Below are 23764 nucleotides of genomic sequence, written 5' to 3'. Positions count from 1 at the left end.
CCACCCCCGCAGACCCAACCGAACCCGACAACCAGCCTGGAGTGATGCTGCGTCCCGGGTTTGGTGGGGGCAGTGAATGCATGGAGGGGTCACTGTCATGGGTGCGCCGAGGAAGTGTCCCGCCGGGTTGCGTGGGCGGGCCACGAGGATGGCCGTGCAGGCCCGTCGGGATCCTGACGGGCCCAAGGGGCAGGGTCGCCGATGAGCCGGGGGTCCATCCCGAGGCGCTGCGGACCCGGGTCAGGAGGGCCGAGACCGACGCCGGTGGGAGGGCCGGGACCACCACGGCCGATGCCCCGGGCGCATCCGGGCCCTGGAGGCCGGGAACCGCGGGCTGGGGCGGGCCGACGAGATCCTGCGCAAGACGAGCGCGTCTTCCGGCCCGGGCGGAGCCAGGCCGCCGGTAGGGGTCATCGACTCCTCCATCCATGACAGCAGAGCGGATCCCCGGGGCCTGGCCGATCCGCGAGCCGCTGACCGGCGCCGGGGTCAGGATCACCCCGTCCGCCTTCCACGCGGCCCGGTCCCGCCCGCCGTCGGCCAGAAGCGTGCACGACGAGACCCTCAAGACCGGGACCGCAAAGGTCCACGAGGCCGACTGCTCGGCGCCGGGAGCCCGCCAGATGCGCACGGCACTCAACCGCCCCGCCGTCCGCCGCGCGCACGGGCCGGCACGTGACCCGCTGCACCGCGGAGCGGCCCATGCGGGACATGATGGGCCCGCACGGCACCCGCCGCGCGAAGCCGCCCGGACCGGCCCGGACCGCTCCACGGGAGCAGCACCCGGCAGACCTGATGGACCAGCACTTCACGACCCCCGGACCGAACGAATCGCGGATGGCGGACATCACCTCCGCGCGCACGTTCACGGGGCAGGTGCACGCCGCCTCCACCCGCCGACGCGCACCCGCGCCGGAACGTGGACCGGCAGGCCCCCACCGGCCTGCGCACCGACCCGGCCCCGGACGCCCCGACCACGGCAATCCGGCAGCACCGACGGCAGGGCGCCGACCCGACCGGGCCGATCCACCACCCCGACCACGGCGCGCAGTACCGGGCCATCCGCCACGAGCAGACCCTGTCCGATCGCGACGCGGTCGCCTCAACGGGATCCAAGGACGACTCCCACGACAATGCCCCGGCCCAGGCCCTGAACCCGCCGTACAAGACCGAACCGACCCGCAACCGCCCCCTCCCCCGACGAGCACGACCCCCGGAAGAACGCCGACGACGCCGAGCCCACCACCGCCGAATGAGCCCACCGCTACAACACCACCCGCCCCCACTCCGCCATCCCGATGCGGACCCCCGCCGAGCACGAGCAAACCTGGCACCGCAACCACCCCGCCGGGCCAGCACAGACCGCCCCGTCACCAGACCCCGGCAAACGCGCCCCCCGCGCCAGCCGAAACCAGACAGACAAGCCACCACAAAACCTAGGACTTGACACGCGGCAGACCCCCCGACCTGCCCCACTGCCGCATGGCAGAGCACATGGGGGCACCCCCGGGGCTCCGGGTCGCCCCGCGCGGACCGCACGGAGGCCTTCCGGACGGGCCCAGCTGTCAATAGGCTCGTGTCATGGCCGACCCGCCCCTGGTCGCGTCCTCCTGGCTCATCGGATGGGCGCTGTGCCTCGCCGCCTCGCTGCTGCTCGTCGCCGTCCACCTGCGCCTCCTGGCTCGCCAGCCCGAGCCCGACCCGATGGTGCCGGGTGCCGAGGGGAAGACTCCGTACGCGCTGCTCGCCGTCAGCGGACGGGTGCGGCTCATCTGCCTGCTGGGGGCCCTGGGGTCCTCGGCCGCGACGGCCACCGCCGGGCCCCTCGCCCCCGCCTGGCTGGTCTGGGGCTCCGGGGCGGTCGTCCTCGTCGGCGTCGACGCCGTCTCGACATGGATACCGCGCGGCCTCACGAGGCTGGTGCTCGGCGAGCTCGCCGCCGCCCTCGCCCTGGGCGCCGCGCTCGCACGCGACCCGTGGCCCCTCGTCGGCGCAGCCGCCGGGGCCGTCGCCGTGGGCGGTTTCTTCTGGCTCGTCTGGCGTTCCGGCGCCGGTCTGGGCTTCGCCGACGTGCGGCTCGCCGTCGGGCTCGGCGCGCTGACGGGCTCGTCCGGCACGGGCATCGCCGGGGTGATCGGCGCCGTCATGGTCGCTGCGGTGCTCGGCGCGCTCACCGGGATCGTCCACGGGCTCGGACGGGCGCGCCACAGGCCCTTCGCCTACGGGCCGGCGCTGTGGGCGGGCGCCTACGCCTGCCTCGTCCAGCGGCTCCTGCGCTGAGCCCGACACGGCGGGAGCCGCCCGGCCGATGGCAGAACGGCTCCTCGCCACCGATGGGGCCCGGACTCGCTCACTGCGATTCGAGGCGCTTGAGGATGTCCTCGGCGGCGCGCTGCGTCTTCAGGCTCGACAGGACGAACTCGCTGATCATGCGGGTGCCCAGGACGATGATCACCCCGGGGATCCAGCCGAGCAGGATCCCCAGCACGAGCATGACGCTCGAACCGCTGTTGAAGTAGGGGTCGATGGACGCGGCGCCGGTGCCGATGAGGATGGCGAAGAGCCACCACAGGATGCCCACGATCATCGACAGGACGTAGAGGATCTTCACGACGAGGGGCGTCACCATCTCGGTGAAACTGAGGTCGAACAGGGCGCGCAGGCCGTCCTTGTGAGCCGGAACGGGCGCGGCGTAAAGGGCCTGCTGGGCGGCGTAGCCGCCCAGCACGGACTGGCCCTGCTGCCCCCAGTTCTGGCCGCCCCAGGACTGCGCGGGCTGGGACGCGGCGGGCTGCTGGGCGGACGGACGGCCCGGCGCGCCACCCCACGACGGGGCAGATTGGGGCTGGGACGCGGTGGGCTGCTGGTGCCCCCAGGAACCGGTCGAAGAACCGCTGACCGGGGAGGAGGCCGCGGAGGCACTCGACGCGGACGCCGGCGTCTGGGTCGGAGCGCCGCGCCACCCCGGGACGGGGTTCGAGGTCGGTGCGCTCGAAGAGGCCGAGGTGGTGCTGCGCCATGTGGGCGCCGAGCTCTGGGAGGAGGGGGCACCCGGAGACGGTGCCGCCGAACCGGGGGCGAAGACGCGCGTCGCGTCGTCGGGCTCGTCGGGTTGGGACGTGCTGGTCGGATTCTCACTCATGGACCAATCATGACCCATCAAGGGCTCCGACGGGCAAGGGGCCACATTCCGGCGCGGATCAACCCGCCCCACGACGCGAGGTCGACGAGGATCGGCGACCGGCACGGCCCCGGGCGGGGCCCGGACGCGGACGGCCCGGGCCCGCCCGCCGGGAGATCACTCCCGGGCGTGCTCCCGGGTCGAGGAGATCCACCGGTCGAGCAGCGCAGCGGCGTGGCCGTCGTCGATGACTCGCCGAGCCTGCTCGAGGCGGGCGCGCAGCTGGTCGGCGACCGGCTCGTCGAAGTCCGGGCCGTCGAAGGCCAGCATCGCGGCCGCGGCATTCAGCGAGACGATGTCGCGCACCGGACCTGTGGCGCCGGAGACGACCTCGCGGACGACCCCGGCGTTGTGCTCGGGGTCGCCGCCGACGAGGTCCTCGCGGGTGGCAGGAGCCAACCCGAGCTCGGCGGGGTCGAGGACAGTGCGCTCGCAGCGGCCGCCGCCGAGGATCCACACGTCCGAGGGGCCCGTCGTCGTGAGCTCATCGAGGCCGTCGGTGCCGTGGAAGACGAAGCCGCGGTCGCAGCGCCGGGCCAGGACCCCGGCCATGAGCGGAGCGATCCGCTCGTCGGCGACACCGATCGCCTGGGCGTGCGGACGGGCCGGGTTGGCCAGCGGGCCGAGGAAGTTGAACACGGTCCGCACGCCGAGCGCCTTGCGGGTCGGGCCGAGATGACGCATCGAGGCGTGGTAGCGCTGGGCGTACAGAAAGACGATGCCGACCTCGGCGAGGACGGCCGCCTCGGCGGCCGGCGACAGGTCGATGACGACGCCGAGGGCCTCGAGGCACTCGGCGGTGCCGCACATCGAGCTGGCGGCGCGGTTGCCGTGCTTGATGACGGGGCGGCCGCTCGCCGCCGTGACGATGGAGGCCATCGTCGAGACGTTGACCGTGTTGGCGCGGTCGCCGCCGGTGCCGACGATGTCGACCGCCTCGCGCGGGAGCTCGAGCGGGAGGGCCCTGGAGAGCATGCCCTTGGAGAGGGCCGACAGCTCACCGCTCGTCTCGCCCTTGGAACGCAGGGCGACGAGGAAGCCGCTCATCTGCTCGGGGCTGGTCCGCCCCGTGAGCAGTTGATCCATGGCCCACGCACCGGCCTCGTCGTCGAGATCATGGCCATTGATGAGTCCGGTGATGAGGTCGGGCCATGTCATCTGCGCCATCAGATCGCCATCTCCTCGGGAACGTCATGGTTGTCGTCGAGACCGTGCCGGCTCGACTGGCCCGGGGCTCCGAAGCCCTCGGTGGTCATGGGCATCGACGAGCCGGCGCGCGCCCTGCGCACGACGTCGGCCACCGTCTGGGGCAGACGGATGGGATCGACAGGGTAGGGCGAGATCGCCTCGGCGTCGGACCAGGCGGCCAGCCACGAGTCGGCCGCGCGCGCCACGAGCAGGACGACGAGCGGCGGGTGCGCGAACTCGTCCTTCATCTGGTGAGCGACGCCCATCCCGCCCGCCGGCACGGCCTCCCCGTCGAGGACCGCGACGTCATAATCCTCCTTCTCGAGGGCGGCCCACAGGGCGGGTTGGGTGGCGAACTCACTCGTCTCGAGCGGGGGCAGATCGGACGCGAGGGTGCGCCCCAAGGCGAGCCGCACCTGCTCGCGCACCGTGCGATCGTCGGAGTAGATGATGACTCTAAGGTCGGCGGAGTCGGAACTGGCGTCGTTGCTCATGGGACCGTCCTCGGCTGGTTCAACGGATGCGAAGCTACTCGGCACATCGTAGCCCCATGCCGTGGACGGCGACGCCGCACCACCGGGATGAGACGCCCCGCCGTCGCCGCGCGGGGCACGGGCCGGGGGCGCCGTCGCCGCGCAGCACCGGATGGGGGCGCCGCGCCCCCATCCCGTCGCGTCTCCCACGTTCATCCGCTGCCCGTTCCACCCGTTCATCCGCTGCGCCCTCCCGGCTGCGACGGGCGCCCGGGAGGCCGTCCGCGATCGCGGCGACGATACGGGCGAGACGGAAGCCGCCCGGGGGACCCGCCGGGCGGGACGAGGGGCCATCCGGTTGATCATCGTGCTGACCGGCACCGTCGAGGGACCCGCCGGGCGGGACGAGGGGCCATCACTCCGGGCCCGCGCGAGGGCACCCATGCCCGTCCTGCTCTCTGCACTGACCGCTCTGCGTCGGCCCGGGCCCGCACGAGGCGCCCGCATAGAATCGGACGGTGCGTTTCCTCAACCAGCAACCGGCCTACGACCTGACGTACAACGACGTCTTCATGGCGCCGAACCGCTCCAGCGTGCAGTCGCGCCATGACGTGGACCTCACCAGCCGCGACGGCATCGACCTCCCGCTGCCCCTCGTCGTCGCCAACATGACGGCCATCAGCGGCCGCCGCATGGCCGAGACGGTGGCGCGCCGGGGCGGCATCGCGGTCCTGCCCCAGGACATCCCCGTCGACTACGCCGCCAAGGCGATCAACCGGGTCAAGTCCTCCCCCACCGCCTTCGAGACCCCCGTTGTGCTCGGCCCGACGATGACCGTCGGCGAGGCTCTCGCCCTCGTCCCCAAGCGGGCTCACGGCACGGCCGTCATCATCGACGACGGAAACCATCCGATCGGCCTGTTCTCGCCGTCCGACGCGGCAGGCGTGGACCGCTTCGTGCAGCTCCACGACGTCATGACGACCGATCTGACCGTCGTCGACGCCGACACCGCCCCGCAGAAGGTCTTCGAGGCCCTCGCCTCGTCCCGCCACCGCCTGTCCATCGGCGTGGACGCCGACGGCACCCTCGTCGGCGTCATGAGCCAGCGCGGCGCCGTGCGCTGCGGTATCTACGCCCCGGCCCTGGACGAGGACGGCAGGCTGCGGATCGGCGTGGCGATCGGCATCAGCGGCGACGCCCAGGGCAGGGCCAGGGCCCTGCTGGACGCACACGCCGACGTGCTCGTCATGGACACCGCCCACGGACACCAGGAGCGCATGCTCGACGCCCTGTCCCGCGTCCGCCCGATCCGGGACGCCCATGCCGAGGCCACCGGGGTGCGCGTGCCGATCGTGGCGGGCAACGTCGTCACGGCCCAGGGCACCCTGGACCTCATCGACGCGGGCGCCGATGTCGTGAAGGTCGGGGTGGGCCCGGGCGCCATGTGCACCACCCGCATGCAGACCGGCGTGGGTCGTCCGCAGTTCTCGGCGGTCCTGGAGTGCGCCGACGCGGCGGCCGGGGCGGGCGGCGCGATCTGGGCCGACGGCGGGGTGCGGCACCCGCGCGATGCGGCCCTCGCCCTAGCGGGCGGGGCCGGTTCGGTGATGATCGGCTCGTGGTTCGCCGGCACGAACGAGTCCACCGGCGAGGTGCTCACCGACGCCGACGGACGGCAGTACAAGGAGAGCTTCGGCATGGCCTCGGCCCGCGCGGTGCGCAGTCGCACCCGTGACCAGAGCGCCTACGAGCGCGCCCGCGCCGCCCTGTTCGAGGAGGGCATCTCGAGCTCGCGCATGTACCTCGACCCGGCCCGCCCGGGCGTCGAGGACCTGCTCGACTGGATCACCTCGGGCGTGCGCTCGGCGTGCACCTACGCGGGAGCGCGCTCACTGGCGGAGTTCCACGAGAAGGCCGTCGTCGGCGTGCAGTCGCCCTCGGGTTACGAGGAGGGCCGGCCGATCCCGGTCAGCTGGGCCTGACCGCCCGCCGACTCGCCACCGGGCACGAGATCCGCCGAGCCGGGTCACCGGCCCCCGCACGGCGTCGGGGCGCAACCGACGGCGCAGAACGCGGCGACGGACGGCGGAGCGGGCTCAGTGGAAGGAGTCGCCGCAGGCGCAGGTGCTCGCCGCGTTCGGGTTGTCGATCGTGAAGCCCTGCTGCTCGATGGTGTCGGCGTAGTCGATCACGGCACCACCCAGATAAGGGGCGCTCATGCGGTCGACGACGAGGTCGACGCCGTCGTAGTGGTCGACGAGGTCGCCCTCGAGCTGCTCGTCATCGAAGGCCAGACGGTAGCGCAGGCCGGCGCAGCCGCCCGGCTGCACCTCGATGCGCAGCGCCAAGTCGTCGCGGCCCTCGGCGCGCAGCAGCCCGGCGGCCTTCGCCGCCGCGGCGTCGGTGAGCATCACGCCGGTGGTCCTCTCGGCAGCGGTGTCGGTCGTCGCGGTGTCGCTCATGTGGTCCTCTCCTCGCCTTCCCGGCCGGAGCCGGGCACGTGGGCCGGTCGGGCCCGACCCACACCACCCCAAGTGTCTACCAGAACCAGCTCCGGGCAAATGACAGGCAGCCGTCCGTGATGTCGCCGTCGCCGACGGCGTGCACGGCCTCGATGCCGTGCTCGCGCTGGCCCGCGAGGCTCGTACGGTTCGTCCGGGCGATGACGACGACGGGCCTGCCCGCCGCGTTCGCCCGCGCGACGACGTGGGCGACGACCGGACCGCCCCAGACGTCCACATCGAACTCGTCGCAGCCGGTGACGACCAGGTCTGCTGCGGCGATCGTCCGGTCGAGGTCGGCGATCTCGCCGAGGGCCTCGGGCCCGGTGAGCACCCTCCCGCCGAGGGCCAGGACGACGACCCCGGCTCCCCCGCCGGCGCCCGAGCCGGGTGCGGCGGCGAGGGCGGCCCCGTCCGGCGGGGCCGTCGGGGCGGTGCCGCCGGAGGCGAGCAGATCGGCCCAGGCGACGAGCATCCGGTCGAGCGCCAGGCGCCGGGACAGGGGCAGGTCCGTCCGGGCGCCGGCCAGCCCGCGGACGCCGGCCAGGACGGCGTCCTGCTCGCCCGAGCGGCACAGGCCGACGAGCGGGCGCTCGGCCAGGTGGGCGCGGACCGTTCCGAGGTCGAGCCGCTGCGCCCGGGAGTCGGGCCCCGCCGTCCCGACGGCGTCGACGAGCGAGCTCGGCCCTCCCCCGGCGAGGAAGGACAGGAGCATCGGGCCGCTGTCGTGGTCATGGCCGTCGAGCGGGATGAACAGGGTGTTGTCGGGCCCGGCGAGGTTCTCCTTGGCCGAGCGCCACGACGGCCCGAGTTCGGCCAGCGGCACGAGCGCGACCTCGGCGCCGGCGCTGCGCCAGGCGCCGCCGATCCTGGCCCCGGCGCGCCAGGCGTCGAAGCCGGCCATGGCGTCCGCCGCGACGAGGACCCTCATGCGTCACGCCCCGTTCCCGCGGCCTGCGGCGCCGGTCGGCGGCTCAGGCCCGGTCGGTGTCGGAGCCGGCCTGCTCCGCGGGGGCCTCCGGCGTGGTCCGAGCGGCGGGAGCGGCCTGGGGGTCCGGTGCGGCCTGGGCGGTCTGCTCGAGCTGCGGGGCGGGGGCGGCCGTCGGGCCGGCGGCGAGGCCGAGCTGGGTCTTCATGGCGGCGAGCTCGTCCTCGACCGAGGCGGAGGAGGCCATGGCGTCGAGCTCGCGGGTGATGTCGTCCTTGAAGGTGCCGGAGGGGTCGTCGAGGGCGCCCGAGGCGAGCAGCTCGTCGACGGCGCCGGCGCGGGCCTGCAGCTGGGCGGTCTTGTCCTCGGCGCGAGCGATGGCCTGGCCGACGTCGCCGAGTTCGTCGCTCAGGCCGGTGAAGGCCTCGTTGACGCGGGTCTGGGCCTCGGCGGCCGAGTACTGCGCCTTGATGGTCTCCTTCTTCGTGCGGAAGGCGTCCACCCGGGCCTGCAGCTGGGTGCTGGCACGGATGAGCTTCTCCTCCTCCTCGGCCAGCGCGGCGTGCTGGGCCTGGAGATCGCTGAGCTGGGCCTGCAGGCCGGACTTGCGGGTGAGCGCCTCCCTGGCGAGATCCTCCCGGTCCTGGGACAGGGCGCGCTGGGCGGCGAGGGTGAGCTTGTCCATCTCCTGGCCGAGCTGGTTGCCCTGGATCTCGACGCGCTTGCGGCTGGTTGCCACGTCGGCGACGCCGCGGCGCACCTTCTGCAGCAGCTCCAGCTGGCGCTGATAGGAGTAGTCGAGGGTCTCACGGGGGTCCTCATGCTTGTCGAGGGCCTTGTTGGCCTTCGACTTGAAGATCATGGAGAGCCGTTCGAAGATTCCTGCCATCGGTGCATCGATCCTTCCGGTGCCGATGCCCTGCGCGCTGCCGCACGAGGGCCCTGTCCCCCACAGCCTATTGCCTGGACGATCCGATGGGCATCATCTTGCCATTCGGGGCGGGGCGCCCCGGCGGGGCCCTCGTCGGCCGGCGGGCCCTCGGCGACGGCCCTTGTTGGCGAGGGCCCCGCCGGCCATCCTAGAATCGGGCCCGGAGGACCACTGACGAAAGGGCATCCCTGTGGCACTGCTGCGTTCCAGGAAGACGACCGCCCCGGCCGACGAGGCCGCGGCCGCACAGCCGGAGCCGTCCGAGCGGGCCCGGGACACGCGGAGGAAGAACGCCCCCACGCCCAGCCGCAAGCAGGCCGAGACCGCGCGCATGGAACGGCTGCACCCGACGCTCACGAAGAAGGAGCAGCGGGCCCGCGACCGCGAGGCCACGTACCGCCGCCGCGAGGAGGCCTACCGAGCCGTCAACGCCCGGCCCGAGCGTGTGCTGCTGCGCAACAACGTCGACGCCCACTGGTCGATCTGCGAGTTCGCCTGGCCGGTCGTGCTCATCCTCATCGCCACGATGCTGGCCATGCAGTGGCTGCCGTGGCTCCAACTCGTCTCCAGCGCCGGCATCTGGGTCTACTTCCTCGCGTGCGCCGTCGACGTCCTCATCCGCTGGCGCTCCTACAGGAAGGAGGCCCTCGCCCGCATTCCCCGGTTCAACCCGAAGGGTCAGTACCTGCTCAAGGAAATGATGTCCCGGATGATCACCATGCGCCGCTTCCGCAACCCCGGCTGCGTCGTCGCCCGAGGAGAGGACTACTGATGAGTTTCCACTGGGAGGAGGAGCTCGAGCCGGAGGCCGAGCTCAGCGAGGATGAGCGCCACGGCCTGGGGTTGGGGCGCGAGTTCGACACCCGCGAGGACGCCGAGTTCTGGCTCGGCGAGAACTTCGAGGAGCTGTCCGACTACGGCATCGCCGCCGTGAGCCTGTTCGAGGACGACGATCTGGTCTACGGGCCGATGGGTCTCGGCAAGCAGGAGTGAGCGGACCGGCCCGCGCCTCGCCGGGCCGGAGAGCCGCTGGCAGTCGATGAGACTGGTTCCTGGGCGCGAACGCGCCGGGCCGGGCCGAGGACCGCGACCGGACGACACGTCGTGCAGGCCGCCGGCTCATGCTCCGTCTGTGCGCCCCATCTGTCGGGACCGCCACGACGACGGTCAGCGACACCCCGACGAGCGCACCCCGTCCCCGGCCGTCGGAGCCGCCGCTTCTCCTCATCTCGCACCCGCAGGCGCCGGACCCGTCCCCCGCCCATCGGGGATGTCGAGGGCGCCGTGGCGCGTTCCCCCTCATCCGCTCGCGTCCTTCCCCATGTTCGCTCTGTTCGCTCAAGGCATGGGCCGGGGGAGCCCGGAGGGTCCTCGCGGCCCGCCCATGCGGTACCCGTTGGGGTTAGGCTGGCGAGGAAATTTCCGCTGGAACGACCCGGCGGGATTCTCTCATGACCTCTGGCGAAGGAGTCCGGTAGAACCATGTCGACTGAAGTCACTCTCCCCACCCTGGGCGAAAGCGTCAACGAAGCCACCGTCTCCCGCTGGCTCAAGGAGGTGGGCGAGCACGTCGACGCCGACGAACCCCTGCTCGAGGTCAGCACCGACAAGGTCGACACCGAGGTCCCCTCACCCGTCTCCGGCACCCTCCTCGAGACCCGCTTCGCCGAGGACGAGGTCGCCCAGGTCGGCGCCGTCCTGGCCGTCGTCGGCGAGCCGTCCGAAGCCCCGACGCCGACGGGCCCGGCGGCCTCCACGCCCCCTGCGGCACCCGCCGCCCCGGCTGCACCGGCAGCGCCCGCGGCACCGACTGCGGCACCCACCCCGTCCGGCGCGGCCGGCGGCACCGAGGTGACCCTGCCGAGCCTCGGCGAGTCGGTCACCGAGGCCACCGTCTCCCGCTGGCTCAAGGAGGTGGGCGAGCACGTCGACGCCGACGAACCCCTGCTCGAGGTCAGCACCGACAAGGTCGACACCGAGGTCCCCTCACCCGTCTCCGGCACCCTCCTCGAGACCCGCTTCGCCGAGGACGAGGTCGCCCAGGTCGGCGCCGTCCTGGCCGTCGTCGGCGAGCCGTCCGAAGCCCCGACGCCGACGGGCCCGGCGGCCTCCACGCCCCCTGCGGCACCCGCCGCCCCGGCTGCACCGGCAGCGCCCCCCGCACCGCGCGCCACCCTGCCCGACTTCGACGGCTATGTGACCCCGCTCGTACGCAAGCTCGCCACCGACAACGGCATTGACCTGGCCACCGTCACGGGAACCGGCGTCGGCGGCCGGATCCGCAAGCAGGACGTCGAGACCGCCATCGAGGCCAGGAGGGCCGCCGCGGCCGCCGCATCGGCTCCCGCCGCCCCGGCACCGGTCCGCGCCTCGAAGGCCCCGTCCCCGGACGCCGCGAAGCGGGGCACCACCGAGAAGATGACGAACCTGCGCAAGATCGTCGCCACGCGCATGCGCGACTCGCTCCAGATCTCGGCCCAGCTCACCGCCACCGTCGAGATCGACCTGTCGGCCATCGCCAGGGTCCGCGCCGCCGCCAAGAACGAGTTCCGCAAGCGCGAGGGCGTCGGCCTGACCTACCTCGCCTTCATCACGAAGGCCGCCACCGAGGCGCTGCGCGACTTCCCGAAGGTGAACGCCAGCGTCGATCAGGAGGCCGGCACGATCACTTACCACGACTCCGAGGACATCGGCATCGCCGTCGACACGCCCAAGGGCCTCATGGTGCCGGTCATCAAGGACGCCGGCGACCTGAATGTGGGTGGCATCGCCAAGCGGATCGGCGACCTGGCCGCCCGGGCCCGCGACGGCAGGATCGGCCCCGACGAGCTGAACGGCGCCACGTTCACCATCACGAACTACGGCTCCACCGGCACCCTGTTCGACACCCCGATCGTCAACCAGCCGAACGTGGCGATCCTGGGCACCGGCGCCATGGTGAAGCGTCCGATCGTCGTCACCGACGCCTTCGGCGACGACACCGTCGCGATCCGGCCGATGATGTACCTGTCGCTGACCTACGACCACCGCCTCGTCGACGGCGCGGACGCCAGCCGTTTCCTGTCGGCCCTCAAGGCCCGCCTCGAGGAGGGCGACTTCGGAGGCGAGTTCGGCCAGACGCAGTGACCCGCACCTGCCGAGAGCGGGCGGCCCTCGGCGGAACCACCGGCGCAGGAGCACCGGCGCGGAGCGGTGGGGCCCGGCCATCCGGCCGGGCCCCACTGGCGTCCCCGGGACTCCGGCCGTCCCCGCACGAGGATGGGCACCGCTCGTCTTCAGGTTCGCCCGGCGTCCCGGGGCCGGCGGGTTGACAAGTCCACCGGATGGCTGGCGCCCCCGCAGCTTCGGGCCGTCCCGTTCCCCGCGCACTCGCCCAGCAGCTCCGGCACGGCGCCCTGACCCCGGACGCCGGCGGCCCGAGACACGCCCCACCGGGGTTCTCGTCCCCCAGCCAGCGACGACGCGCCGGGCGCACGGCCTTCGGCCCCGGCCGGAGCGCGGGCCGGGGCCGAGCGCGCTGGACTAGAATGATCCGGCGCGAACGTTCGCGTCGTGCCGCGTCCGGCGCGGCGCACGGCACCCACCCACGGACGGCGAGGAGACGGACATGGCGAGCGAGCGGGCCAAGGAACTGGCCAGGAAGCAGAGGGCCGAGGCCAAGGCCCTCAAGGCGGCCAAGAAGAACTCCGACAACCCCGCCGACTGGGGCACCCTCCGCCAGCTGCGCGAGACCTACAAGCTGGCCGCGGGCCACCAGTCGTCCACCCCGTGGATCCTGCTGGCCTGCGTACTCGGCTGCACGGCCCTGGGCGTCGTGCTGGGCCTGTGGCTCGGCTGGCTGGTCATGTGGATCGTCATCGGCGTGCTCGGCGGCCTCACGCTGGGGCTGTACGTCATGCAGCGCATCGTGAAGAAGGCGGCCTTCGCCCGCGCCGTCGACCAGCCGGGCGGCGGCGAGATGGCCCTGAGCATGCTCGACAAGAAGAAGTGGCACTGCACCCCCGCCGTCGCGATCGACCGCCAGATGAACTGCGTGCACCGGGCCGTGGGCCCCGGCGGGCTGCTCCTCATCGGCGACGGCAGAGGCGCCCACAACCTGCTGCACGCCGAGGCCAAGCGCTACAAGCAGGTGCTCTACGGCGTCGAGGTCCAGACGATCATGATCGGCGACAAGAACGGTCAGGTGAGGCTCCAGGAGCTCACCAAGTACATCACCAAGCTCCCCAGGACCCTCTCCACGGAGCAGGTCGAGGAGATCGCCTACCGGCTCAAGGGACTCGACCGCATGCACTCGCGCGTCCCGATGCCCAAGGGCCCCCTCCCCACCAGCGGCAACATGAAGATGTCGCGCCGCGCCATGCGCGGATGAGCCGCCGAACGGGCGGTGCCGTGCCCTCCACCGGGGGCGGGAGCTGATGGGCGCGCACCTGCTGGGGGCCGAGGGCCTTCACCTCGAGTACCCCACCAGGGTCGTCCTCGACCGGGTCACGCTCGGGGTCAACGAGGGCGACCGCATCGGCGTCGTCGGCCGCAACGGCGACGGCAAGTCCAGCCTGCTGGGCGTGCTCGCCGGCACCATCGCACCGCAGGACGGCCGGGTCACCCGCCGCAACGGCCTGCGGGTGGGCCTGTTGTCGCAGGCCGACACGCTGGACCCCGCCGAGAGCGTCGAGCACGCCGTCATCGGCGACCGCCCCGAGTACGAGTGGGCCGGGCAGGCCCGCATCCGCGACATCATCGCCGGGCTCGTGGCCGACATCGACTGGCATGCGACGATGGGCTCCCTCAGCGGCGGCCAGCGGCGCCGCGTCGGGCTGGCGGCGCTGCTCGTGGGCGAGTGGGACCTGCTGATCCTCGACGAGCCCACGAACCACCTGGACGTCGAGGCCATCACCTGGCTGGCCGGGCACCTCACGCACCGCTGGCCGCAGAACGCCGGCGGCCTGCTCGTCGTCACCCACGACCGCTGGTTCCTGGACGAGGTGTGCACCGCCACCTGGGAGGTGCACGACGGCGTCGTCGAGCCCTTCGAGGGCGGCTACGCCGCCTACGTGCTGGCCAGGGTCGAGCGCGACCGCATCGCGGCCGCCGCCGAGGCCCGGCGGCAGAATCTCATGCGCAAGGAACTGGCCTGGCTGCGCCGCGGCGCCCCGGCCCGCACGTCCAAACCGAGGTTCCGCGTCGAGGCCGCCAACGAGCTCATCGCCGACGTCCCGCCGGTGCGCAACCCGCTGGAGCTGCAGCGCCTGGCCGTCGCCCGCCTGGGCAGAGACGTCGTCGACCTCGAGGACGTCGGCGTGAGTTTCGACGGGCGCGAGGTGCTGCGCGAGATCACCTGGCACATCGGCCCCGGGGAGCGCACGGGAGTCCTCGGGGCGAACGGCGCCGGCAAGTCCACCCTGCTCGGTCTCATCGCCGGGACGGTCGAGCCGACGAGCGGGCACGTGCGGCGGGGCGGCACCGTCCGCGTCGGCATCCTCGACCAGCAGTTCAGCCGGCTCGCCGAGATCGGCCCCGACCGCGTCCGCGAGGTGCTGGCCCGCACCCGGACGAGCTTCCGCGTCGACGGCCGCGATCTCACACCCGCCCAACTCCTGGAGCGCCTCGGCTTCGCCCACGAGCACCTGTCGGCCCGGGTCGAGGAGCTGAGCGGCGGTCAACGACGACGCCTGCAGATCCTCCTCCTGCTGCTCGACGAGCCCAACGTCATCATCCTCGACGAGCCGACGAACGACGTGGACGCCGACATGCTCGCCGTCCTCGAGGATCTGCTCGACTCCTGGCCGGGCACGCTCATCGTCGTCTCGCACGACCGCTACCTCGTCGAGCGGGTCACCGACCAGCAGTACGCCCTCCTCGGCGGAAGGCTGCGCCACGTGCCCGGCGGCGTCGACGAGTACCTGCGGCTGCGTGCCGAGGAGAGGGCCGCCGCGGCCGGCGGCGAGGCCCCGCCGGCGACGGCGGCTGCCCCCGACGGCCCCTCGGGGGCCGAGGTGCGGGCCATGCAGAAGCAGTCGCGGGCCATCGAGCGGCGCATGGACAAACTCGCGGCGGCGCGCCAGGAGCTGCAGGAGGAGATGGCGGCCGCCGACCCGTCCGACTACGAGACGCTGGCACAGCAGGCCGCCCGGCTGCAGGCGATGGACGCCGAGACCGCCGAACTCGAGGAGCGCTGGCTGGCACTGGCCGAGCGGCTGGACCGAGGGGCCCTGGCACCGTCCAGTGGACGGTGCCAGGGCCCATGTGGTGAACCACGTGGCCGGCCGGGGACCGTACCGATCGGCACACCCTGGGGCACGGGCCGGAACCGCCCCACCGGCCCGTGGCCGCGGGGACCGGCGCCCTGCAGGTGACCGGGCCAGATGGCCTGCCACCACCCCCGTGGACGCGGGAACCGTCGGGCATCTATCGTGAGACGCAGCGGACCGCTCGGGGCCATCTGGTACGAGCGGCGGGTGCGGCCCGGTTCAAGGGTCCGGTCGTCCCCGGTCGGCGAGCGAGGACCATGTGCTGCCCTGCGCCGGCCGTATCGCGGCACCACAGTCCTTCGCAGGTCCGCCATGTCGTGGTCAACGGTGACCACGGTGCGTACTTCCGGTGGGAGGAGCACGACATGACGCATGTACGGGTGCTCGGCACGGGCGGGACGATCTCGTCGCGGTTCGGCTCGGGCCTTCAGGGCGCGACGGCCAGCGATGGCGCCGCCCGGCTCGTCGGGGAGGCCGGTGGCGGGGTCGAGGTGCGTGCCACGGACGTCCTGAGGACCGGCAGCTATCTGCTCACGTTCGCCGATCTGCGGGTGCTGCAACGGGCCGTCGCCGCGGCCCTCGCGGACGAGGACTGCGCGGGTGTCGTCATCACCCACGGCACCGACACGATGGAGGAGTCGGCGTTCCTGCTCGACCTGGTGCATGACAGTCCCAAGTCCGTGGTGCTCACCGGCGCCCAGCGCACGGCGGACTCCCCCGCCCCGGACGGGCCGGGCAATCTCGGCGACGCGATCGTCGCAGCGGCCTCTCCCGCGATGCGTGACTGCGGCGTGCTCATCTGCTTCGCCGGTGAGGTCCGCTCCGCCCGTGGCACCCGCAAGGCCCGCACCTGGTCGCTGTCGGCGTTCGACGGCGGCACCGTGGTGGCCACCGTCCGTGACCGGCGGCTGCACTCGGTCGCCGTCCCCCGTCGCTTCCCGCCGCTGCCGGCGCCCGGGGAACGCTTCGACCGGACCCGGGTCGAGGTCGTGCCCTGCTTCCTGGGCGCGGGCCCCGGCGTCCTCGCCCATGTGATCGACGAGGGTGTCGACGCCGTCGTGCTCGCCGGCACCGGCATCGGCAACGCCGGCCTCGGGTTCGGTGAACAGGTCGCGCGCGCCACCGGCGCCGGGATCCCCGTCGTCCTGTCCTCGCGGGTGGCGTGGGGCCCCACGGTGCCGGTCTACGGCAATGGGGGCGGTGTCGACCTGGTCGACGCCGGCGCGGTCGCCTCCGGTGAACTGAACGCCTACCAGGCCCGGATCCTGACGGCCCTGCTCGTCGCGGCCGAGACACCGGCCGGCGACTTCGGTGACCGTTTCCGCAGTTACATCTGACAGCACGACAGGACAAGGAGTGATCACCATGTCGAAGAAGATCTACGTGTCGTTCGGCATCGACATCGACGCGGTCGGCGGCTGGCTGGGGTCCTATGGGGGCCAGGACTCCCCCGGCGACATCTCGCGTGGCATGTTCGCCGGCGAGGTCGGTGTGCCCAGGCTCCTGAAACTGTTCCAGCAGCAGGAGCTGCCCGTCACCTGGTACTGGCCCGGGCACTCGATCGAGACCTTCCCCGAGCGGTTCGACCAGGTGGTCGCCGCCGGATACGAGATCGGCGTGCACGGCTACTCGCACGAGAACCCGATCGCGATGACCCGCCGTCAGGAGACCGAGATCCTGGACTACTGCACCGATCTGATCGAGAGGCGCTCGGGCACCCGGCCGGTCGGCTACGTGGCGCCGTGGTGGGAGTTCTCCCCCGTCACCAACGAACTGCTCGTGGAGCGGGGCTTCCTCTACGACCACTCGCTCATGCACAACGACCACACCCCCTACTACGTCAGGGTGGGTGACTCCTGGACGAAGATCGACTACGCGGCGGAGTCGGCCCACGAGTGGATGAAACCGCTCGTCCGGGGCGAGGAGACCGACCTCATCGAGTTGCCGGCGTCGTGGTACCTGGACGACCTGCCGCCGATGATGTTCATCAAGTCGAGCTTCACCAGCCACGGCTTCGTGTCGCCGCGGGACATCGAGCAGCTGTGGACCGACCAGTTCGACTGGGTGCAGCGGGAGATGGACTACGCGGTGTTCCCCATCACGATCCACCCCGACGTGTCGGGCCGCCCGCAGAACCTGCTCATGCTGGAACGGCTCATCGCGCACATGCGTGAGGCGGACGGTGTCGAGTTCGCCGCCATGAAGGACGTCGCGCTCGACTTCGCGCAGCGTTTCCCCCGCACCACGCAGTGACGACGCGGTGACGTTCGCCAAGAACCGCAGGGCGAACGACCGCCCTCACCGCAGGGCCAGTTTCACCCTGCGGTTCTCGTGCGTCTTCCCACAAGAAACGCAGGATGAGCGCATCATCGCCCACGACAGCCCGTTTGGGTATGTAACGGACTGGAGTGCTTGGTGTTTTTCAGACAGTGGGTGAAATGATCGTGAGGTGGAATTATGGCCGTCATGAAACAGGATCGTTTCTGGTTTCGCGAAGTGGGAGGTGCTCGAAGTCGTGGTCGACGGCGCGTCCGGTGACGTATGAGGCGAACGTGCCGAGGGTTTCTTCGGGGGTCTCGCGCTGAATATTCGCGATGTCGTTCTTGGCCGTGTTCCGGACGTGCTCGGCCGGGTTGTGGTCGGGCGCGTACGGCGGCGGATGGATCGGTGTGATGCGCTCCAGCAGCTGACCCGGCTGGTGGAGGCCGGTCAACGCTCTCGCGTGGTGGAAGCGGGCGTTGTCCAGGGCGATCGCGGTCTTGCCGGTGCCGGTTTCGTGTTGGAGTCGGTCCAGTGCGAGGATTGTTTGTTCGGTGTTCTGGTTCACCTCGATCGGGTACGGCGTGACTGTTCTGCTGGCCGGGGGGAGGGCGCCGAAGAAGGACTGGGACGTCTTCCGCCGGTCCACGGACAGTCTGGTGCGTTGTCCTCTGGGGAGTTGCATGCGGCGGGTCCCGGCCTCATGCTCCAAGCGGACCTCGAGGGTTATTCAGAACTAACTCGTTGTCAAGGAAAAACCCTAGTCAGGCGTGGGTCCGACAAGGGTTTCGAATAAGCCTCCTCGTCTGCCGCGTAGACCTCCCGGCCCTGGTCCAACAGGGCCTTGACCTGGGTCGTCGCCCAGGCCATGCGTCTGGTGATGGCCGGCTCATCGCGGTGCTCGTCGAACGGGTCCGGGCGGTTCGAGGCTCGGCCCGCACAGGGGCGGGAGCAGCCGGTACGAGGAGTCCGACTGGTGTTCGGCGTCGGACAGGATCCTCACGACCTCGCGTATCGCCGGGGTGTCCCGGAACTCTGCGCGGACACCCGTCCGGGAGGGCGACCGGGCCAGGATGGCCTTGAGTTCTTCCTTCTGGACGCGGGCGGGTTCCGCCGCGTCCTGGTTCCCGGCGTGCCCGGTCAGGACCCGGCGCATCCTGGTGGCCTGCCACTCGGCCGGCCACTCCTGCACTGTCCTCTCGGCCCGCTCAACAATTTTCGCAATGATGCCGGTGCGGACTCCTTCAGAGGCGTACAGGATCGCTTCTGCTTTCATCCGCACCAGCACATGATTGTCGGAACGCTTCTTCCATCTGATCAGGACAGCGGTCTCCTCCGGGGCGACCCCGACCCGCACGCCCCGATCATATCCGGAACAGCACAGGAAATCCACGAAAAACACGATTTCGTTTCATGGCTGCCATAGTCGTTTCCCATGCGCGCGAAAGCACAAAAGACGTCCCATGAACAAAACTGCTCTTTTAGATCAATTGCTATAAAGGGTATTTTCTCTAATTTTTACTGAATCTTCTTTCATTTCGATTGGCACCCCCGTCGTTTTTCGAGTTCTGAGATCATTGTAATCAATATTATTTATACAGATTTATTGACGCAGTATTTTTCCATGCCCGGCATGCAAAAGCGTTTACCTCGCGTTTTCAAAATAGCAAGATGCAAACTCAATATTTTCATCTGTCCATTCCCCAAAACGGGACACAGCCCCGTTGTCCATAAACACGATATAATCGCAGCAATGAGCTACAAGTTCAGGGTCGTGGGTGATGATCAGTTGCGTTTTGCCCATTTCAGAGAGTTTCTGGATACACGCAGAGACCTCCTTCATATGTCGATAGTCCAAGCCGCTGGTAGGCTCGTCGTACACAATGATTTCTTTATGGGAAGCAATTGCTCCTGCTATGGCTACGCGCTGCTTCTGCCCACCGGAAAGAGACATGGGGTGCTTATCTTTGTGTGCCAGCAAATCCAACATAGACAGGATGTTCTGAGCATACTCTGTCTTTTCTTCTTCCGCTATATCCTTGATGCCAAGCGTCACTTCATCAAGCACGCTCTCGGCAAAGAGCTGATGGTTTACGTCCTGCATAACCATATAGCAGAGTTTCAGTCGCTGCTTTGGTTTATATTCCTTGCCCAGAAAAGCGAAAGCACCGCGCATTTTCTTCTCCAGACCGCATAAACACCGGGCCAATGTTGTTTTGCCCGCGCCATTATCCCCCAGCACGGCAACAACGGCTCCTTTGGGGACCGTCAGACTTTCAACATGGAGAAGGTCTTTCTTTTTGCCAGTAAAGCAAAAATCCCTAAGCTCCAGTCCCTCCTTTGCTCTGCTCTTCTTCACGAATTGCGGAACAAATCGGCTCGTTCCCCTAAGCCCCATTTCATGCAGATCGTCCAGTGGTTTTTCAAAGAAGGCTGCTCCGGTAAACTCCTGTTCAATTTTCCCATCTTTGAAATACAGTACCCGGTCTGCAAGGAGGCGAAGCCAATCCAACCGATGCTCCGCTACAATGACGGTTTTTCCTTGTGCTTTCCACAAGCGCAGAATGTTCTCCAATTCATAGATTGTTCCTATGTCCAGATTTGAAGTCGGCTCGTCTAAAACCAATACATCGGGTTGCAGGGCATGGACAGAGGCGCAGGCTATTTTCTGTTTTTCACCACCGGACAGCGTAAAAAGATTTCTGCCAATCAACGGCTCCAGGTGCATTGCAGTCACGGTGCCATCAAAACGACGTAGGATTTCGTTGCGATCCATACCCATATTCTCGCAGGCAAATACAATCTCCGTATCTGTTATCAACGTGTAGAATTGCGCTTTGGGATTCTGGAACACGGAGCCAACATATGGTGCCAGTTCGTGCAGCTCGACATCCTCCGGGTTCTTGTCCTCGACCTGAACTTTACCGGTAAGCGTACCTTCATAGTAGTTTGGGATCAACCCATTTACCAATCGACTGAACGTGGTTTTCCCACTGCCTGATTCCCCGCACAACAGGACGATTTCCCCTTTGGAAATTTGTATGGAATTATCAAGGATTGCCGCACCATTGTCGACATTTTCATAAGTAAAAGATACGTTCTCAATTCTTATCAAAGGGAAATCTCCTCCTTGAAGCAGTTTCTGCTACCATCCATAGAAAGTTGAGAGGACAAAGCAAATGATGACCGCGATACAGAGCAGCAGCGCAACGCCGTCCTGCCAATGAAATCCAATCGGGCAGATACTGGTGCGTCGTACAGGGGCATCTAGCCCTCTCGTAAGGGCGGATGTGGACAGTTCATTCCCGATTGTGACAAGACTGGTCAGCAGCGGCACCATCCGATACTCCAGCATCTCCATGGGATTGCGCCATGATCCGACTTCCCGAAGCCGCATGGCATCCCGAATCGCTCTGTATTCCTCCCGTATCGTGGGAAGAAAGCGAAACATTACGGATACTGGGATCGAAAACTTCTTGGATATATGCAGCCTGTCCATAGCTGCAACAAACTCGCTTACCGTGGTTGTCAACACCAGAAGGCAAAACATGGACATCCCCGGAATCAGCTTTGTGAACATGGCGATCATGCCGGTAAAGAGGAGGTTGAGCAGGGGTGATAAATGCGGCATCAACAGGCGGGGAACCGTCGCCGTGACCGCATACATCACTGCATAGTAGGCTGCAATCTGCGGTTTTTTGAGTAAAATGAGGAATAGTAATGGAATCGCGGCAAGGCACGGCAGTACAACGTTCATAATTCCGAAGCTGTCGCTTGAAATCATAACGCAGGAAACCGTCAGGCAAAGCAGAATCTTTGTCCGCGGGTCAAGAAACATCTGCTTTGCTGCCGACCTTGCGTTTCGCAGCACTGTTTCCATCAGACCAACCCACTTCTGACAAAGTGTTTCTTCAGCACAACCCTACCCAGCAGGCCACCTATCAGACCTCCAACAAAGGCGGAAAGAATGACCAAGGGCAGCATCCACCAATAATCGAACCAATCGGAAATCGTGTACACAAAACCCTGTCCATATGTTGCCGCGTTTTTATCAAGCCACTCTGCGCTGGCGTTCAGCCAATGGATGTAATTGGCACAGGATGTGACCATCAGAATGGCGTATCCCAGAACAGCGCGCTTGGCGCTCTGGTAGTTTCCAGACTTCATAATAAGTTCTACGATCAGGCTGATAACAATTCCGCAGATGAGCGCGTCGGGCCCCATACCCGTCAGTAAAAGGACAACACCATTTACAATCTCAAAAATCAAGATCATTCCAAATTTTTTGATTTTGGTAAAGTAAAGCATCATTGGAATGCCAAGTATGATTGCAGTAACACTTGGGATCAGCATGAAGCCAACGGGTGTCAAACCGATCGCCACGGCAATCAACACAATGCATATGACATTGATTGCGGTAAAAATACCCACATTCATCAGGTCTTTTCCGTTCAACCGGTTCTTGTTCGTTTCTTTTTTCATGTTAGGTGGTCCTTTCCAAAAATAATGATCTCATTCATTTGGCCTTCCATACCAGACTCTCGTTTTGCGGTGAATGAAGGCGATGGTACAAGCCATCCCTCTGCATCAAGTTCCTCGTGTGTGCCGGATTCTATGGCGATCATAAAACAAGATCGGTTTCTGGTCTGGGTTTGGGTAGGTGTTCGAAGTCGTAGTCGACGGTGCGTCCGGTGATGTATGAGGCGAATGCTCCGAAGGTCTGGTCCGGGGGCTCGTGCTGGATGTTCGCGATATTGTTCTTGGCAGTGCTCCAGACGTGCTCGACGGAGTTGTGGTCGGGCGCGTACGGCGGCAGGAAAATAGGGGGTGATGCGTTCCAGGAGCCGGTCCGGCCGGTAGAGGCCGGTCAACGCTTTCGCGTGGTGGAGCCGAGCATTGTCCAACACGACAGCGACCCGGTCGGCCTTGGTTTCACGTTGGAGCCGCTCCAAAGCAAGGATGATCTGCTCGGTGTTCTGGTTCCCCTCGATCGGATACAGCCGCATTCTCTTGTCAGTCAAAGACAAGACACCGAAGAACGACTGGGACACTTTCTGCCGGTCCACGTAGAACTTGGTGCGCTGCCCCTTGGGTAGCCACATGCGGCGGGTCTCGGCCTCGTTCTCCCAAGCGGACCTCGTCGACCGCGTACACCTCCCAGCCGGCCTCCAACAAGTGGTTGACTTGAGTTTTCACCTCGGCCATCCGCCGGGTGATGGCCTCCTCGTCACGGTGCTCGTCGAACGGATCGGGCGGCTTGAAACTCAACCCGCAGAACCGCAGGAGCAGCTGATACGAAGGATCCGACTCGTACTCGACATCGAACAGAATCTTCACCACGTCACGCAGGGCCGGAACATCCCAAAACTCGACATCGATGCCGGACCGGGAGGGCGGCAGAGCCAGAACAGCCTCGAGGTCCTCCTTCCGGGCGCGGGTGAGTTCCGCCGCGTTCCGGTTCCCCGCATGCCCGGTCAACACCGAACACATCCTGGTGTTCTGCCAGTCAGCCAGCCACTCCCGGATGGTTTTCGCGCTGCGCTCGACCATTTCAGCGATAATACCCACATCGACACCACGAGAAGCACACAGAATGGCTTCGGCCTTCATCCGAACCAGTACGTAATTATCCGTGCGTTCCTTCCATCGGATCAGAACAGCGGTTTCTTCTGGGGTGACCTCAACCTGCATACCCTCATCATATCCAAAGCAAGACCACAAATCCATCAAAACCACGATTTCGTTTCATGAAGACCATATCAGTTTCCCTTCGTTCAGAACTACGATCTGATCGCACGCTACTACGGATCGTAGAAGCTTATTCATAGGGATGATCTAAGCTGTTGTCGATGGTTTCGTGGAGGCGTGTCGCAGAAGACGAAGGGCGGCCTGCCCCGAGATAATTAATGCGTGACAAGAAACTATCAAGGAACAGGCCGCAGGCCCCATGCTATCACACGACTGACCCGAACCCAGATGCACGACCTGTGCCGGAGAATCCACGCGGCAACCGGCGGTGATCTGCCGTCGGCCGGTTCACGGCGGCTCGGCCCCC

22 protein-coding genes are annotated in these 23764 nt (G+C 67.9%); 9 read left to right on the top strand and 13 right to left on the bottom strand.

Going from position 1 to position 23764, the window contains the following annotated elements; all coding sequences use genetic code 11:
- Nucleotides 1–1581 precede the first annotated feature (1581 nt).
- Complete coding sequence (locus K336_RS17165) at nucleotides 1582–2280, top strand: A24 family peptidase (protein WP_051245704.1); 699 nt, start codon at nucleotides 1582–1584, stop codon at nucleotides 2278–2280.
- Between the two features lie 70 nt (nucleotides 2281–2350).
- Here K336_RS17165 and K336_RS18690 read toward each other — a convergent pair whose 3' ends face one another.
- From K336_RS18690 to K336_RS16090, 3 genes are all read right to left on the bottom strand, one after another.
- A complete protein-coding gene (locus tag K336_RS18690; protein WP_162142604.1) occupies nucleotides 2351–3142 on the bottom strand; it encodes a DUF4282 domain-containing protein in 792 nt (263 codons plus the stop codon).
- Nucleotides 3143–3298: 156 nt separating this feature from the next.
- Nucleotides 3299–4348, bottom strand: coding sequence for an anthranilate phosphoribosyltransferase (trpD, locus tag K336_RS0110955; protein ID WP_021797131.1), 1050 nt, complete (start codon nucleotides 4346–4348; stop codon nucleotides 3299–3301).
- Nucleotides 4348–4863 carry a DNA-binding transcriptional response regulator gene (locus tag K336_RS16090; protein ID WP_043150886.1) on the bottom strand — a complete coding sequence of 172 codons (516 nt, stop codon included), beginning with the start codon at nucleotides 4861–4863 and terminating at the stop codon, nucleotides 4348–4350. The genes trpD and K336_RS16090 overlap by 1 nt, the downstream gene beginning before the upstream one ends.
- Before the next feature lie 497 nt (nucleotides 4864–5360).
- On the opposite strand from K336_RS16090, the gene K336_RS0110945 reads away from it, so the two are divergent.
- Entirely contained in the window at nucleotides 5361–6824 is a 1464-nt protein-coding gene (locus K336_RS0110945; protein ID WP_021797132.1) for a GuaB1 family IMP dehydrogenase-related protein, read from the top strand.
- 114 nt (nucleotides 6825–6938) lie between these two features.
- On the opposite strand, the gene K336_RS0110940 is transcribed toward K336_RS0110945, so the two are convergent.
- The 3 genes from K336_RS0110940 to K336_RS16085 all read right to left on the bottom strand — a co-directional run bounded on the left by K336_RS0110940 (nucleotide 6939) and on the right by K336_RS16085 (nucleotide 9160).
- Nucleotides 6939–7304, bottom strand: coding sequence for a HesB/IscA family protein (locus tag K336_RS0110940; protein ID WP_021797122.1), 366 nt, complete (start codon nucleotides 7302–7304; stop codon nucleotides 6939–6941).
- 76 nt (nucleotides 7305–7380) lie between these two features.
- Nucleotides 7381–8274 (bottom strand): glycerate kinase, encoded by an 894-nt coding sequence (locus K336_RS0110935; RefSeq protein WP_028707044.1) that lies wholly within the window; start codon nucleotides 8272–8274, stop codon nucleotides 7381–7383.
- A 43-nt stretch (nucleotides 8275–8317) separates the two neighbouring features.
- A complete protein-coding gene (locus tag K336_RS16085; protein WP_021797264.1) occupies nucleotides 8318–9160 on the bottom strand; it encodes a PspA/IM30 family protein in 843 nt (280 codons plus the stop codon).
- A 232-nt stretch (nucleotides 9161–9392) separates the two neighbouring features.
- Between K336_RS16085 and K336_RS0110925 the strand changes: the two genes are divergently transcribed.
- The 7 genes from K336_RS0110925 to K336_RS0110895 all read left to right on the top strand — a co-directional run bounded on the left by K336_RS0110925 (nucleotide 9393) and on the right by K336_RS0110895 (nucleotide 17703).
- A complete protein-coding gene (locus K336_RS0110925; protein ID WP_021797251.1) occupies nucleotides 9393–9974 on the top strand; it encodes a DUF3043 domain-containing protein in 582 nt (193 codons plus the stop codon).
- Nucleotides 9974–10195, top strand: coding sequence for a hypothetical protein (locus tag K336_RS16080; protein ID WP_021797260.1), 222 nt, complete (start codon nucleotides 9974–9976; stop codon nucleotides 10193–10195). The genes K336_RS0110925 and K336_RS16080 overlap by 1 nt, the downstream gene beginning before the upstream one ends.
- 489 nt (nucleotides 10196–10684) lie before the next feature.
- Nucleotides 10685–12328, top strand: coding sequence for a 2-oxoglutarate dehydrogenase, E2 component, dihydrolipoamide succinyltransferase (gene sucB / locus K336_RS0110915; protein ID WP_028707043.1), 1644 nt, complete (start codon nucleotides 10685–10687; stop codon nucleotides 12326–12328).
- A gap of 481 nt (nucleotides 12329–12809) precedes the next feature.
- Nucleotides 12810–13571 (top strand): DUF4191 domain-containing protein, encoded by a 762-nt coding sequence (locus K336_RS0110910; protein ID WP_028707042.1) that lies wholly within the window; start codon nucleotides 12810–12812, stop codon nucleotides 13569–13571.
- A 46-nt stretch (nucleotides 13572–13617) separates the two neighbouring features.
- Nucleotides 13618–15555, top strand: a complete 1938-nt coding sequence (locus K336_RS16075; RefSeq protein ID WP_081660779.1) for an ABC-F family ATP-binding cassette domain-containing protein — start codon at nucleotides 13618–13620, stop codon at nucleotides 15553–15555.
- Between the two features lie 260 nt (nucleotides 15556–15815).
- The gene (locus K336_RS0110900; protein WP_028707041.1) at nucleotides 15816–16787 is read left to right on the top strand and encodes an asparaginase; all 972 of its coding nucleotides are present in this window, start codon (nucleotides 15816–15818) and stop codon (nucleotides 16785–16787) included.
- Nucleotides 16788–16815: 28 nt separating this feature from the next.
- Entirely contained in the window at nucleotides 16816–17703 is an 888-nt protein-coding gene (locus K336_RS0110895) for a polysaccharide deacetylase family protein (protein WP_028707040.1), read from the top strand.
- Between the two features lie 211 nt (nucleotides 17704–17914).
- Here K336_RS0110895 and K336_RS0110890 read toward each other — a convergent pair whose 3' ends face one another.
- From K336_RS0110890 to K336_RS19405, 7 genes are all read right to left on the bottom strand, one after another.
- Nucleotides 17915–18421: a transposase gene (locus tag K336_RS0110890; protein WP_324603499.1), complete on the bottom strand. Its 507-nt coding sequence runs from the start codon at nucleotides 18419–18421 to the stop codon at nucleotides 17915–17917.
- 177 nt (nucleotides 18422–18598) lie between these two features.
- On the bottom strand, nucleotides 18599–19066 hold the full coding sequence (locus K336_RS19410; RefSeq protein WP_051245698.1) for a hypothetical protein: 468 nt from the start codon (nucleotides 19064–19066) through the stop codon (nucleotides 18599–18601).
- 288 nt (nucleotides 19067–19354) lie between these two features.
- Entirely contained in the window at nucleotides 19355–20824 is a 1470-nt protein-coding gene (locus K336_RS17875) for an ABC transporter ATP-binding protein (protein ID WP_081660777.1), read from the bottom strand.
- 30 nt (nucleotides 20825–20854) lie between these two features.
- Complete coding sequence (locus K336_RS17870; protein ID WP_081660776.1) at nucleotides 20855–21589, bottom strand: energy-coupling factor transporter transmembrane component T; 735 nt, start codon at nucleotides 21587–21589, stop codon at nucleotides 20855–20857.
- Nucleotides 21589–22191 (bottom strand): MptD family putative ECF transporter S component, encoded by a 603-nt coding sequence (locus K336_RS17865; RefSeq protein ID WP_021797279.1) that lies wholly within the window; start codon nucleotides 22189–22191, stop codon nucleotides 21589–21591. Before K336_RS17865 ends, K336_RS17870 begins: the two co-directional genes overlap by 1 nt.
- A complete protein-coding gene (locus tag K336_RS20215; protein ID WP_081660775.1) occupies nucleotides 22188–22811 on the bottom strand; it encodes a transposase in 624 nt (207 codons plus the stop codon). The genes K336_RS17865 and K336_RS20215 overlap by 4 nt, the downstream gene beginning before the upstream one ends.
- Nucleotides 22723–23400, bottom strand: coding sequence for a hypothetical protein (locus K336_RS19405; protein WP_211223497.1), 678 nt, complete (start codon nucleotides 23398–23400; stop codon nucleotides 22723–22725). The genes K336_RS20215 and K336_RS19405 overlap by 89 nt, the downstream gene beginning before the upstream one ends.
- Between the last annotated feature and the right edge of the window lie 364 nt (nucleotides 23401–23764).

Origin of the sequence: Propionibacterium acidifaciens DSM 21887, assembly GCF_000426605.1 — a bacterium.
In the GTDB taxonomy this organism is placed as follows: domain Bacteria; phylum Actinomycetota; class Actinomycetes; order Propionibacteriales; family Propionibacteriaceae; genus Propionibacterium; species Propionibacterium acidifaciens.
The sequence above is the reverse complement of the archived record's forward strand: the minus strand, read 5'-3'. Positions and strand labels throughout refer to the sequence as shown.

Excerpts from the sequence above, each read along its gene's own strand:
- K336_RS20215 (WP_081660775.1), bottom strand. The coding sequence starts at position 22,811 with ATGTGGCTACCCAAGGGGCAGCGCACCAAGTTCTACGTGGACCGGCAG.
- K336_RS17865 (WP_021797279.1), bottom strand. The coding sequence starts at position 22,191 with ATGAAAAAAGAAACGAACAAGAACCGGTTGAACGGAAAAGACCTGATG.
- K336_RS0110935 (WP_028707044.1), bottom strand. The coding sequence starts at position 8,274 with ATGAGGGTCCTCGTCGCGGCGGACGCCATGGCCGGCTTCGACGCCTGG.
- K336_RS0110940 (WP_021797122.1), bottom strand. The coding sequence starts at position 7,304 with ATGAGCGACACCGCGACGACCGACACCGCTGCCGAGAGGACCACCGGC.
- sucB (WP_028707043.1), top strand. The coding sequence starts at position 10,685 with ATGTCGACTGAAGTCACTCTCCCCACCCTGGGCGAAAGCGTCAACGAA.
- K336_RS16085 (WP_021797264.1), bottom strand. The coding sequence starts at position 9,160 with ATGGCAGGAATCTTCGAACGGCTCTCCATGATCTTCAAGTCGAAGGCC.
- trpD (WP_021797131.1), bottom strand. The coding sequence starts at position 4,348 with ATGGCGCAGATGACATGGCCCGACCTCATCACCGGACTCATCAATGGC.
- K336_RS17165 (WP_051245704.1), top strand. The coding sequence starts at position 1,582 with ATGGCCGACCCGCCCCTGGTCGCGTCCTCCTGGCTCATCGGATGGGCG.
- K336_RS0110900 (WP_028707041.1), top strand. The coding sequence starts at position 15,816 with ATGACGCATGTACGGGTGCTCGGCACGGGCGGGACGATCTCGTCGCGG.
- K336_RS17870 (WP_081660776.1), bottom strand. The coding sequence starts at position 21,589 with ATGGAAACAGTGCTGCGAAACGCAAGGTCGGCAGCAAAGCAGATGTTT.
- K336_RS16080 (WP_021797260.1), top strand. The coding sequence starts at position 9,974 with ATGAGTTTCCACTGGGAGGAGGAGCTCGAGCCGGAGGCCGAGCTCAGC.
- K336_RS18690 (WP_162142604.1), bottom strand. The coding sequence starts at position 3,142 with ATGAGTGAGAATCCGACCAGCACGTCCCAACCCGACGAGCCCGACGAC.
- K336_RS19405 (WP_211223497.1), bottom strand. The coding sequence starts at position 23,400 with ATGCAGGTTGAGGTCACCCCAGAAGAAACCGCTGTTCTGATCCGATGG.
- K336_RS16075 (WP_081660779.1), top strand. The coding sequence starts at position 13,618 with ATGGGCGCGCACCTGCTGGGGGCCGAGGGCCTTCACCTCGAGTACCCC.
- K336_RS0110895 (WP_028707040.1), top strand. The coding sequence starts at position 16,816 with ATGTCGAAGAAGATCTACGTGTCGTTCGGCATCGACATCGACGCGGTC.
- K336_RS0110910 (WP_028707042.1), top strand. The coding sequence starts at position 12,810 with ATGGCGAGCGAGCGGGCCAAGGAACTGGCCAGGAAGCAGAGGGCCGAG.
- K336_RS16090 (WP_043150886.1), bottom strand. The coding sequence starts at position 4,863 with ATGAGCAACGACGCCAGTTCCGACTCCGCCGACCTTAGAGTCATCATC.